Annotated in this window: 10 protein-coding genes; 7 read left to right on the forward strand and 3 right to left on the reverse strand. The window is 65.9% G+C overall.

The features are described from left to right. The first annotated feature begins 213 nt into the window (after positions 1–213). The 7 genes from OKW44_RS36370 (at position 214) to OKW44_RS36400 (ending at position 6,830) form a co-directional block, all read left to right on the forward strand. Complete coding sequence (locus OKW44_RS36370) at positions 214–2,529, forward strand: putative bifunctional diguanylate cyclase/phosphodiesterase (RefSeq protein WP_018417468.1); 2,316 nt, start codon at positions 214–216, stop codon at positions 2,527–2,529. Positions 2,530–2,665: 136 nt separating this feature from the next. Next, on the forward strand, positions 2,666–2,854 hold the full coding sequence (locus tag OKW44_RS36375) for a hypothetical protein (protein ID WP_008922008.1): 189 nt from the start codon (positions 2,666–2,668) through the stop codon (positions 2,852–2,854). 170 nt (positions 2,855–3,024) lie between these two features. Beyond that, positions 3,025–4,422, forward strand: coding sequence for an FAD-containing oxidoreductase (locus OKW44_RS36380; RefSeq protein ID WP_018417469.1), 1,398 nt, complete (start codon positions 3,025–3,027; stop codon positions 4,420–4,422). A 28-nt stretch (positions 4,423–4,450) separates the two neighbouring features. Further along, positions 4,451–4,804: a cupin domain-containing protein gene (locus tag OKW44_RS36385; protein ID WP_018417470.1), complete on the forward strand. Its 354-nt coding sequence runs from the start codon at positions 4,451–4,453 to the stop codon at positions 4,802–4,804. Positions 4,805–4,948: 144 nt separating this feature from the next. Next, entirely contained in the window at positions 4,949–5,524 is a 576-nt protein-coding gene (locus OKW44_RS36390; RefSeq protein ID WP_018417471.1) for a TMEM175 family protein, read from the forward strand. A 2-nt stretch (positions 5,525–5,526) separates the two neighbouring features. Next, positions 5,527–6,333, forward strand: coding sequence for a hypothetical protein (locus OKW44_RS36395; protein WP_018417472.1), 807 nt, complete (start codon positions 5,527–5,529; stop codon positions 6,331–6,333). 8 nt (positions 6,334–6,341) lie between these two features. Beyond that, positions 6,342–6,830: a metallophosphoesterase family protein gene (locus OKW44_RS36400; RefSeq protein WP_018417473.1), complete on the forward strand. Its 489-nt coding sequence runs from the start codon at positions 6,342–6,344 to the stop codon at positions 6,828–6,830. A gap of 67 nt (positions 6,831–6,897) precedes the next feature. Here the strand turns inward: OKW44_RS36400 and proP are convergent, their stop codons facing one another. The 3 genes from proP to argA form a co-directional block, all read right to left on the reverse strand. Beyond that, positions 6,898–8,367: a glycine betaine/L-proline transporter ProP gene (gene proP, locus OKW44_RS36405; RefSeq protein WP_026225285.1), complete on the reverse strand. Its 1,470-nt coding sequence runs from the start codon at positions 8,365–8,367 to the stop codon at positions 6,898–6,900. Positions 8,368–9,105: 738 nt separating this feature from the next. Further along, positions 9,106–9,378 (reverse strand): oxidative damage protection protein, encoded by a 273-nt coding sequence (locus OKW44_RS36410; protein WP_026225286.1) that lies wholly within the window; start codon positions 9,376–9,378, stop codon positions 9,106–9,108. Between the two features lie 74 nt (positions 9,379–9,452). Continuing rightward, positions 9,453–10,841 (reverse strand): amino-acid N-acetyltransferase, encoded by a 1,389-nt coding sequence (gene argA / locus OKW44_RS36415; protein WP_018417476.1) that lies wholly within the window; start codon positions 10,839–10,841, stop codon positions 9,453–9,455. Positions 10,842–10,954: the final 113 nt, after the last annotated feature.

Genomic DNA, 10,954 nt, shown 5'->3' on the forward strand with positions numbered 1-10,954 from the left:
GCCGGCCCAGCGTCGAGCCGCTGCGGCGCCTCGAGGCCACGAACAGACGGCGCCCGCACTGCCGTCGCCCGTCGTACCGGCATCAACCGATGCTGGCACGCCACACCGGAGCCGTCCGCACGCGATGCATGGCAGATTTTCACGCTGGGCTTAGCGTAAACCCCGGTGTGCCGCGTACACTAACTTGCCGATGTTGGGTTGGGGGGCGCAACTATGATTTGCGAAGCAACATCACGTGGCACGACGACAGCCGCGCCGGAGGGCGCCCGCTATCGGCCGGAACGGGCCGAAGAGGTACTCGCATCCGAGCGCAGCGTGTTGCGGCTGATCACCCGCAACACGCCGCTGCCCGAGCTGCTCGACGAAGTCTGCCGTCGCGCCGAGGCGCTGCTCGGCGACGGCGCGTGCTGCTCGATCCTGCTGCTCGACCCGGATGGCGTGCATGTGCGCGTCGGCGGCGCGCCGTCGCTGCCGCCCGCATACAGCGCCGCGATCGAGGGCGCGGCGATCGGTCCGCGCGCCGGCTCGTGCGGCACGGCGATGTTCGAGCGGCGTCTGGTGATCGTCGACGACATCGAATCCGATCCGCTGTGGGAAAACTTCCGCGATGTCGCGTTGCCGCACGGCTTGCGCGCATGCTGGTCCGTGCCCTTCGAAAACGACGCGGGCATCGTGCTCGGCGCGTTCGCCGTCTACTACCGCGCCACCCGCCGTCCGACAGTCGAGGAAGAGGCGATGCTGCGCGACATCGGCAGCAGTGTCGGCCTTGCGGTCCATCAGGACGCGATGGCGCAGCGCCTCGCGCATAGCGAGGAGCGTCACCGGCTGGTCGTCGATCATCTCAGCGAGGGCATCGTCGTGCAGTCGCGCACCGGCATCGTGCTCGCCTGCAATCCGAGTGCGCAGCGCATGCTGCACGTGACACCGGAGGTCGTCGGCAGCAGCATGCGGACCGTGATGACACGCGCGTTCGGCGAGGACGGCTCGGTCATCGGCGAAGTCAACCGTCCGGTCTCGGAGGTCTTTGCGACCGGCAAGCCGATGCTCGGCGTGACGGTCGGCCTCGAACTGATCGGCGGCGAAGTCGTGTGGATCACGCAGAACGTCGTGCCGATCCTGCGGCCCGGCGACAGCGAGCCGGACTCCGTGCTGATTTCGTTTTCCGACATCGGGCCGGTGCGCGAGGCGCAGCGCCAGCTGAAGTACCTCGCCACGCGCGATTCGCTAACCGGCCTCTACAACCGCGCCTACCTGACCGAGCGGATGCGCGACCTGTTCGCGCCGCGCGCCGGCGGCGACCATGACGGCGAGCTCACCAGCGTCGCCGTGCTGTTCGTCGATCTCGACGGCTTCAAGAAGGTCAACGACACCGCCGGTCACGAAGCTGGCGACGCGTTGCTGTGCAGCGTCGCCGAACGGCTGTCGGCCTGCGTCGGGTGCGGCGACACGCTGGCGCGCGTCGGCGGCGACGAGTTCGTGATCGTCGCCAGTGCGTACGGCAATACCGGCGAGCTGATCGGCCTCGCGCACCGCATTCTGGACATGATCGCGGTGCCGTTCGCGGTGGCGGGCAACGAGTACTACCTGGGCGCGTCGATCGGTATCAGCCTGTTTCCCGAAGACGGCCAGGACGTCGCGACGCTGATGCGCAACGCCGATTCGGCGATGTATCACGCGAAGCAGCGCGGCCGCAACAACTTCCAGTTCTTCACCGCCGAGCTGAACCAGCATCTGCAGCGGCGTTTCACGATCGAACAGTCGCTGCGGCGCGCGCTTGCGGCCAACGAGCTGAGCCTCGTGTACCAGCCGATCGTCGATAGCCAAAGCGGCCGCACGATCGGTGCGGAAGCGCTGCTGCGCTGGTACAACAGCGAGCTGGGCAACGTGTCGCCGGGCGAATTCATTCCGGTCGCCGAGGATGCCGGGCTGATCGTCGAGATCGGCGACTGGGTGCTCGAGCACGCCTGCCAGCAGGTCGCGCAGTGGCGGCGCTCGCTCGCGCCGCATCTGATCGTCGCGGTCAATCTGTCGCCGCGGCAGTTCAACGACGGGCTGCTCGAGCGCATCGAAGGTTGTCTCGCGCAGTCCGGGCTCGAACCGGCCGCGCTCGAACTCGAGATCACCGAGCGATTGCTGATGAGCGACAGCGATACCGTGCTGCCGATGCTGAGCGCGCTGAACGCAATGGGCGTGCGCATCTCGGTGGACGATTTCGGCACCGGTTATTCGTCGCTGTCGTATCTGAAGCGCTTTCCGCTGCATAACCTGAAGATCGACCGTTCGTTCGTCGCGGGGCTGCCCGATCATCGCGATTCGATCGCGATCACGCAGGCGGTCGTCGCGATGGCGCACTCGCTCGGCATGAACGTGACCGCCGAGGGCGTCGAGACCGCCGAGCAGGCGGCGTTCCTGCGCGCGATCGATTGCGACAAGCAGCAGGGCTACCTGTACAGCCGGCCGGTCGGCGCGAGCGCGTATGCGCGCACGCTGTACGACGCGCAGCTGATCGGCATGGCGAAGGCATCCTGACGCGATTGTTCAGATTGCCGAACAAGTGACTTCGCGTTGCCGCTATTTATCGGCGGCGACGCGCTCCCTAAAATTCCCCCATCGAAACGTTATTGGTGCGTGGTGCCGAAGCGGCGCCCCGCGTTTGGGGGTCGTGATGTCAGAGTTGATCAGAAACCAGCTTTACCGGCCATCGGTCGTACTGCCGATGGTCGCGCTGATGCAGGTGATGGTGTCGCAGGACTTCAATCTCGGCCAGGTCGGCTGGGTGTTCGCGGCACGCGGCGCGCAGGCCGCATTGCAACGTTCGCGCGAGTTGATTTGCGCGGTTCATTGCCACGCCTGAGGAGTCGCGTGGAGGATCTGCAGTAATCCAGACTGATTGGCGCCGCCTCGCGCGCGGCGCCTGGCAAGACGGGCCGTCGCCAAAGCGCCCGCGCAATCAGACATGGCATGGCAGCCCGTGGCGCGAAGCGTAAGATGCTACGACCTGCATCCAGACCCTGGAGAGTTGCCATGGCACAGCACTTCGACGCAGTCGTGATCGGTACAGGACAAGGCGGTTCGCCGCTCGCCGTGCGCCTTGCTCAAAGCGGGCGCCGCACCGCGGTGATCGAACGCGCGGAGTTCGGCGGCACTTGCGTGAACGTCGGCTGCACGCCGACCAAATCCTATGTGGCGAGCGCCCGAGCGGCGCACGTGGCGCGCCATGCGGCGGACCTCGGCGTGCAGGTGGGTTCGGTCGGCGTCGATCTGGCGGCCGTGAAGGCGCGCAAGGACCGGATCATCGGAGAGTCGCGCAGCGGCGTCGAAAAATGGCTGCGCGCCACGGAAAACATCACGGTGTTCAACGGCCACGCGCGCTTCACCGGCGCGCGCATGCTCGCGATCAGCGGGCACGACGGTCAACTGCTGGACGAGCTCAGCGCGTTCGAAATCTTCATCAACACCGGCACGCGCGCCGTCGTGCCGCCGCTCGAAGGCATCCAGCGGATTCCGTACTACACGAACTCGACGCTGCTCGAACTGACCGCGTTGCCGGATCATCTGGTGATCGTCGGCGGCAGTTATATCGCGCTCGAATTCGCGCAGGTGTTTCGCCGCTTCGGGAGCCGCGTCAGCGTGCTGGTGCGCGGCGAGCGCGTGCTCAACCGCGAGGATGCCGATTTCGCGGAGTCGGTGCAGAAGGTGCTCGCGCGCGAGGGCGTCGAGTTTCATTTCGGCGTGCAGCCGACGCGCGTCCAGCCGCATGCGCATCGCGCGAATGACGTGTGCATCGGCTTCGAGCAGAACATCCCGGCCATGGAGGCATCGCACCTGCTGGTTGCCACCGGCCGCAGGCCGAATACCGACGACCTCGGCCTCGGCGCCGCCGGCATCGAGACCGACCGGCACGGCACGATCATCGTCGACGGCCAGCTGCGCACCAGCGTGCCGGGCGTGTGGGCGATCGGCGACGTGAACGGCCGCGGCGCGTTCACGCATACGTCCTACGACGACTACCAGATCGTCGCGGCGAACCTGCTCGACGGCGGCGCGCGCAGCGTCGACACGCGGATCATGACCTATGCGGTGTTCGTCGATCCGCCGCTCGCGCGCGTCGGCATGTCCGAGCAGGAGGTGCGCAACAGCGGCCGCGACGCGCTGATCGCGACGATGCCGATGTCGCGCGTGGGCCGCGCGCGCGAACGTGGCGAAACCGACGGCTTCATGAAGGCGCTCGTCGATGCGAACAGCAAACAGATACTCGGCGCGGCGATTCACGGCATCGAGGGCGACGAGGCGATCCATACGTTCGTCGACATCATGACCGCAGGCGCGCCGTATCCGACTTTGCAATACGCGATGCACGTGCATCCGACCATCAGCGAACTGGTGCCGACGCTGCTCGATGGGCTCAAGCCGATGCAATGAACTGCCTTGACGCTGGCGCGACACGCTGATGACAAGCCCGCTCAAACCCGCACGTAACAGCGGCAACCTGTTCGACGCCGTCGCGCAGCTGGGGGCGACGCCCGAGGAGCAGGTCGACGCGCTCGTCGAGCGTGGCGGCGTGACGATCGAGCGGATCGTCTCGACCGGGCAGGCGAGTCCGCCCGGCTTCTGGTACGACAGCCCGCGCGCCGAATGGGTCGTGCTGCTCACCGGCGCGGCGGTGCTCGAATTCGACGGCGACCCCCAGCCGCATCCGATGAAGCCCGGCGATCACGTGCTGATCGAAGCGCATTGCCGGCACCGCGTCGCATGGACGAGCGACACCGAGCCGAGCGTGTGGCTCGCCGTCCATTACCCGTGAGCCGCGGCGGATCGAGCCATCCGCGCGGCCCGCTCTCGCGCATCGACAAATCCTCACACCATCACCGATAATCGGCAGCGGCGCGGCCCGCGCGCAAGGCGAAGGCGGGCTGTGCGCCCCACCGCATTGATCTTCGGGACTCGCATGGGCAAGGGACGCGTCGAAGCCTTCAGCGATGGCGTAATCGCCATCATCATCACGATCATGGTGCTCGAGCTGAAGGTGCCCGAAGGCCACGATCTCGCGGCGCTGCGCCCGGTCGTGCCGGTGTTCTGCGCATACGTGCTGAGCTTCGTGTACGTCGGCATTTACTGGAACAATCACCATCACATGTTCCATGCGGTGCAGAAGGTCAACGGCAAGGTGCTGTGGGCGAACCTGCACCTGCTGTTCTGGCTGTCGCTGTTGCCGGCCGTCACGCACTGGGTCGGCGCGAACCATCTGGCCGCGTGGCCGACCGCGATGTACGGCATCGTGCTCTTCATGGCGGCGATCGCGTATTTCATCCTGACGCGCGCGCTGATTTCGCAGCATGGACACGACTCGACGCTGGCCAAAGCGCTCGGCAACGACTTCAAGGGCAAGGTCTCCGTCGTCATTTACCTGACCGGCATCGGGCTCGCGTTCGTCGTGCCGTGGGCGTCGGCCGTGCTGTACGCGCTCGCCGCCGCGTGGTGGTTCGTGCCGGACCGTCGCATCGAACACGTGCTGGAGGCCTGAGCATGCTGCTCGCACTGAAGCTCGTGCTGGCGCCGGCCTTTCTCGCCGCGCTGACGGCGGCCGCGCGCGTCTGGGGGCCGTCGGTCGCGGGATGGCTCGCGGGACTGCCGGTCGTCGCCGGACCGATCATGCTGCTGCTCGCAGTCGAGCGCGGGCCGGCGTTCGCGGCGCAGGCGTCGGAGGCGACGGTTGCGGCGATCGCCGCATCCGAGGCATTCAATCTTGCTTATGGATGGAGCTGCCGACGCTTCGACTGGCCGCTCGCACTGGTCGCGGGCATGGCCGGCTGGCTCGGCGCGGGACTGCTGATCGTGCGGATGCCCGGCTCGCTTGGCTGGGCGCTGGCGGCGGCGTGCGCGGCCGTCGCGGTGTCGCAGAGCTGCTTGCCGCGCGCGACGGGCCATGTGCCGGCGGCACGCGTCGGGCGCGCGGATCTGGCCGTGCGGATGCTCGCGGGCGCATTGCTGACGCTCGCGGTGACGGCTGCCTCGGCATCGATGGGCGCCGCGTGGAGTGGCGTGGTGTCGGTGTTTCCGCTGCTCGGCATCGTGCTCGCGGTGTCGGCGCAGCGTGCGCATGGCGCGGACTTCGTGGCGCTGCTGATGCGCGGCATGGTGGTCGGGCGCGGCTCGTTCGCGGCGTTCTTCGCGGTGACGGCGATGCTGCTGCCGCAGTACGGTGTGGCGGCGGGGTTTGCATGCGCGGTGGTGGTGTCGGTCGTCGTGCAGGGATTGACGCGGCGCATGCTGGCTGGGCAGCGCCGTGCTCAGGCGACGGCGCGAGAGTTGACGCAGCCGCAGACGGAGTGAGACTGCGCATGGCTTCACGTCGCTCACCTTCGACCGCTACCCGCATCGGGCTCATCTCGGATACGCACAACCTCGTGCGTCCGGAAGCGTTGTGCTATCTCGACGGCTGCGACGCAATCATTCACGCGGGCGATATCTGCAACCCGGACGTGCTCGACGCGCTCGCGCGGATCGCGCCGCTCACCGCGGTGCGCGGCAACAACGATACCGGTGACTGGGCCGCGTCTCTACCGACGCATGCGCGGCTGACGATCCAGCAGGTGACGATTCTGGTCGTGCACGATATCGCCGAGCTGGGCTGCGTGCCGCAGCACGATGGCATTCGCGTCGTGGTGAGCGGCCACTCGCACAAGCCGTCGATCGCGGAGCGCGACGGCGTGCTGTATGTCAATCCTGGCAGCGCGGGGCCGCGGCGCTTCAAGCTGCCGGTGTGCGCGGGCACGCTGACCGTCGAAGGCGCGCAGGTTGGTGCGACGTTCGATCCGCTCCTGACGTAAAAGAAGCGGGCCGGCGAATTTCGCCGGCCCGCTTCAGAAACAACGCCTGGTGTGATGACTGCGCGGATCAGGCACGCGCGGTTGCAGCCGCCGCGAACCGTTCATCCATCTCCTCGGCCTCGCGCTCACCGCGCAGCACCGCGTGCGCTTCAGCGCGCGTCCCGACGCACGGACCCGAGCCGAGCAGCGGCTTGCGCGCGGTTTCGCGCAGCGCGAGCACCGACACGATGCCGATCAGCGATGCACCCATCAGGTAGTACGCGGGCATCATCAGATTGCCGGTCCGGTCGACGAGCCATGCGGTCACGAGCGGCGTCGTGCCGCCGAACAGCGACACCGAGATATTGAAGCCGATCGCGAGCGCGCCGTAGCGGATCCGGGTCGGGAACAGCGCCGGCAGCGCTGACGGCATCACCCCGGTGAAGCACGACAGCAGCACGCCGAGAATCATCAGACCGCCGAACACCGGCAGCACCGTGCCCATGCGAATCAGCAGCAGCGCGGGAATCGACAGCGCGAACAGACCGACGCAGCCGAGCAGCATCACGGGCTTGCGGCCGATCGCGTCGGACAGACGGCCGGCGGCGAGCGTCATCGGCATCATCAGGATCATTACGAGCAGCACGAGGAACAGACCGTGCGTTTCGTTGAAGTGCAGCGTGGCGGACAGATAGCTCGGCAGATACGACAGCGCCATATAGTCGGTCACGTTGAAAATCAGCACGAGGCCGACACACAGCAGCAGCGGCTTCCACTGCTGCACGAGCAACTGGCGCAACGACTGGCTGGGCAGCGCGCGGTCTACGGCTTCGCGCTCTTCGGCCTGCTTCTTGAACGCTGGCGTTTCCTCGAGCTTCATGCGGATGTACAGACCCACCAGGCCGAGCGGTCCGGCGATCAGGAACGGTACGCGCCAGCCCCAGGACAGCAGCGCGTCGTTCGACAGCGTCGCCGTCAGCAGCGCGACCGTGCCCGCGCCGAGCACGTAGCCGATCAGCGTGCCGAACTCGAGAAAGCTGCCCATGAAGCCGCGGCGCTTGTCGGTCGAGAATTCGGCGATGAAGGTCGCGGCGCCACCGTATTCGCCGCCGGTCGAGAAGCCCTGCACGAGGCGCGCAAGCAGCAACAGCGCCGGCGCGAGAATGCCGATCGTCGCGTAGTTGGGGATCAGGCCGATCGCGAAGGTGCCCGCGGCCATCATGATCATCGTCATCGCCAGCACGCGCTGACGGCCGATGCGGTCTCCGAGCGGCCCGAATACCATGCCGCCGATCGGCCGCACGAGAAACGCCGCGGCAAACGTGCCGAAGGTCGCAATGAGTTGCGCCGATGGGCTCGACGAAGGGAAGAACACCTTGCCGAGCGTGACCGCGATGTAGCTGTACACGCCGAAATCGAACCATTCCATCGCGTTGCCGAGCGCCATGGCGCCGACGGCCCGTTTCAGGAGGGAGTGATCGACAACGGTGATGTCGTCGAGGGAAAGACGCTGTTCCGGTTTGTGATGTCGCCAGAAGCCGTTGCTGGAAGCGGTCAAGGTTGAAACTCCAATGACTGCGACGAAACTCGTGATGCGTTCCGCCACGGTTGCCGGGAAGTGTAATTTCGTGAGCAAGGCGAGGCTATTCGCGGCACCGGTTATCCGGCGGCGGAACGGATGGCGAAAAGAAGCAAACGCCCGTGCCTCGCGGTAAGTTCGCGAAAAAACACTCGACTAGATTGTGCTGACTGTTGCACCTGCGTGGCCGTGGAAGGGGGGCAGATGCATGAGGGACGCGGGGCTGGCGGGAAACTGACCCATGCGCCACTGAAGGCTTGAAACGAAAAAGGCCGGTCTTGAATTTTCCGCTTCAGGCGGGGAAACGACCGACGAGCCTTCTTGTTTAAAAACAGTTCGAATCAGGATGACGCACGCGCGGAAAACGCACGGCGAGCCAACTTGAATAGAACACGAATGAAGGTGAATTGCTGTTGAAACGCCGCACATATTAGCATGATGACAGAGGATCGTGCAAACCGGTGGTGCGGGCGAAGGCCGCCGATGTGGCTCAATCCATTGCGGGGCGGGGGATCTGGCGGGATCGGCCGAATTGGAAAACGGACCGCCTGGAACATTTGCAGACTCATTTTCGAGGCGAAGGCGACACGAACTGCGGATACGACACGCGGCCGGTATCGGGGCGAAAAAAATCCGCGCTCGCGGCGCGGACTTTCAGGCGTGTGTTTGCTCGGTTTGGGCGACGCGTTGTGTCGTGTCGTCCTCGACGAGGCAAGCTCAGGCTGACGGCGGCACGTACCCCGATGCGGTATCCGCGCCTTCGCCGAAGAAGAACTTTTCGGTCTGCTTCATCAGATACTGACGCGCGCGCGGATCGGCCATGTTCAGGCGATTTTCGTTGATCAGCATGGTCTGCTGCTTCAACCAGCTCTGCCAGGCTTCCTTCGAGATACTTTCGTAGATCCGCTTGCCGAGTTCGCCCGGCAGCGGCGGGAAATCGAGGCCTTCGGCTTCCTTGCCGAGCTTCGCGCATTGAACCATACGAGTCATGCTGTGCTTCTCCTGTAATCGATGTGGGGCGGGCAGGCGCCGGTTCGGATCAGATGGGGGCGATCACGAAGTACTCAAAGCTGTTTCATCAGCACGAGCGACTTGCGCTGCCAGTTATAGAGTCGGCGGCGGTCTTCGGGCAGGTCGTCGACCGAAACCTTGACGAAGCCGCGTTTCAGGAACCAGTGTTCGGTGCGTGTGGTGAGCACGAAAATGCGCGTGAGGCCGCGTGCCCGCGCGCGCTGCTCGATCCGCTTGAGCAAACGCTCGCCGTCGCCCGTGCCTTGCGCTTCCGGCGCGACCGTCAGGCACGCCATTTCGCCGATGCGCTCCTGCGGATACGGATACAGCGCCGCGCAGCCGAACAGCACGCCATCGTGCTCGATCACCGAGAAATGGTCGATGTCGCGTTCGATCTGGTGACGGCCGCGCCGTACCAGCGTGCCGTCAGTTTCGAGCGGCTCGATCAGCGCGAGAATGCCGCCGACGTCGTCCGGCGTTGCTTCGCGCAGGCTTTCGAGGTTCTCGTACGAAATCATCGTGCCGACGCCATCGTGCAGGAACAGTTCGAGCAGCAGGCTGCCGTCGAGCGCGTACGGGATGATGTGCGCACGCGCCACGCCGCCGCGGCAGGCGCGAATCGAATGCTTCAGGTAGAACGCGGCGTCGCCGGTCACTTCGCCGCTTTCGTTCAGCTTGTAGGCGTCGTCGAGCGACAGTTCGCGGATCAGCGCGGTGCCGCTTTCGCCGGTTTCCATCAAGCCCGGCGTTTCGGTCAGGAACACGATCTTGTCGGCGCGCAGCGCGATCGCCGCGGCCGAGGCCACGTCTTCCATCGACAGATTGAATGCCTCACCGGTGGGCGAGAAGCCGAGCGGCGATAGCAGCACGAGCTTGCGGCTCGCAAGCGAGTGTCGGATCGAATCCGCGTCGATCTTGCGCACGAGGCCCGTGTGCTGGAAGTCGACGCCGTCCAGAATGCCGACGGGGCGCGCCGTCACGAAGTTGCCCGATACGACGCTGATGTGCGCGTGCGCCATTGGCGTGTTCGGCAGACCCTGGCTGATCGCGGCTTCGATGTCCAGACGCACTTCGCCGGCCGCCTCCTTCGCGGACTCGAGCGCGCGCGCGTCGGTGATGCGCATGCCGTGTGAAAACTCCGATTCGACGCCGTGCAGGCTCATCTGCTCCTCGACCTGCGGGCGCGAGCCATGCACGAGCACGATCTGGATGCCCATTGCCTGCAGCAGCGCGATGTCGGACACGAGCGCATTCAGCAGCCCCTGATGCACCACTTCGCCGCCGAAACCCACGACGAATGTCTTGTTTCGGAACGCGTGGATATACGGGGCGACGGAACGCATCCAGTCGACGAATTGCGCGTGCTGGGCGAGAGTTTCCGGCGAGTCGGAGGGCGCCGGAACGCTCGCGGGCGCGGGGACGAGGTCGGTTTGGGAATTCATGCCGGGGATTATAATGCGCCCCCATGTCGAATGTACCCAAAAGTCCCGCTGGGGCGAACGAGAAACCGGCGTCGGCCGGCGAGCCGGTCAACCCCGGCGACACGATGCGCCGC

It is taken from the genome of Paraburkholderia lebeckiae (assembly GCF_050436325.1).
In the GTDB taxonomy this organism is placed as follows: Bacteria; Pseudomonadota; Gammaproteobacteria; order Burkholderiales; family Burkholderiaceae; genus Paraburkholderia; species Paraburkholderia tuberum.

What these genes read in the sequence shown, in the direction of transcription:
- argA (WP_018417476.1), bottom strand. Translation starts at nt 10,841, where the DNA reads ATGAATTCCCAAACCGACCTCGTCCCCGCGCCCGCGAGCGTTCCGGCG.
- OKW44_RS36385 (WP_018417470.1), top strand. Translation starts at nt 4,451, where the DNA reads ATGACAAGCCCGCTCAAACCCGCACGTAACAGCGGCAACCTGTTCGAC.
- OKW44_RS36410 (WP_026225286.1), bottom strand. Translation starts at nt 9,378, where the DNA reads ATGACTCGTATGGTTCAATGCGCGAAGCTCGGCAAGGAAGCCGAAGGC.
- OKW44_RS36395 (WP_018417472.1), top strand. Translation starts at nt 5,527, where the DNA reads ATGCTGCTCGCACTGAAGCTCGTGCTGGCGCCGGCCTTTCTCGCCGCG.
- OKW44_RS36400 (WP_018417473.1), top strand. Translation starts at nt 6,342, where the DNA reads ATGGCTTCACGTCGCTCACCTTCGACCGCTACCCGCATCGGGCTCATC.
- OKW44_RS36370 (WP_018417468.1), top strand. Translation starts at nt 214, where the DNA reads ATGATTTGCGAAGCAACATCACGTGGCACGACGACAGCCGCGCCGGAG.
- OKW44_RS36380 (WP_018417469.1), top strand. Translation starts at nt 3,025, where the DNA reads ATGGCACAGCACTTCGACGCAGTCGTGATCGGTACAGGACAAGGCGGT.
- OKW44_RS36375 (WP_008922008.1), top strand. Translation starts at nt 2,666, where the DNA reads ATGTCAGAGTTGATCAGAAACCAGCTTTACCGGCCATCGGTCGTACTG.
- OKW44_RS36390 (WP_018417471.1), top strand. Translation starts at nt 4,949, where the DNA reads ATGGGCAAGGGACGCGTCGAAGCCTTCAGCGATGGCGTAATCGCCATC.